This window comes from Helicobacter sp. MIT 14-3879 (assembly GCF_003364125.1).
The window spans coordinates 1-341 of the sequence record NZ_NXLP01000213.1 but is presented as its reverse complement, the minus strand read 5'-3'; the positions used below and the strand labels follow the sequence as shown (position 1 = coordinate 341).

Annotated in this window: 1 pseudogene; it reads right to left on the bottom strand. The window is 24.9% G+C overall.

The window, feature by feature from the left end:
- Nucleotides 1–327 (bottom strand): annotated as a pseudogene (locus CQA44_RS12385) (hypothetical protein); the annotation flags it as partial.
- Nucleotides 328–341: the final 14 nt, after the last annotated feature.

Genomic DNA, 341 nt, shown 5'->3' with positions numbered 1-341 from the left:
ATAACTTAATATCTTATTATACTTCTCTTTATTATTAGGTAATTCATTTAACTCACACATTCTCTTAAACTCCCAATAACTAGGTTGTAAAGAATAAGGGATAAACCAACCATAGCCAAAGAAATAACCAAAACCTAAACTTCCTATTAAAATAGTAGTAAGTGGAAAGAATATTAATGTAGGTAATTTCTTTTTATTTTTATTAACTAGCTTTTTATTGATAACTCTTACTATAATGAAACTAACCACAGGAATAAGAAGTATGCAAAAGCAAAATAAGAAAAAATCAGTTAATGTTGGATTTAATCTTATTACAGAATCATTCATCTTATATTACTCTT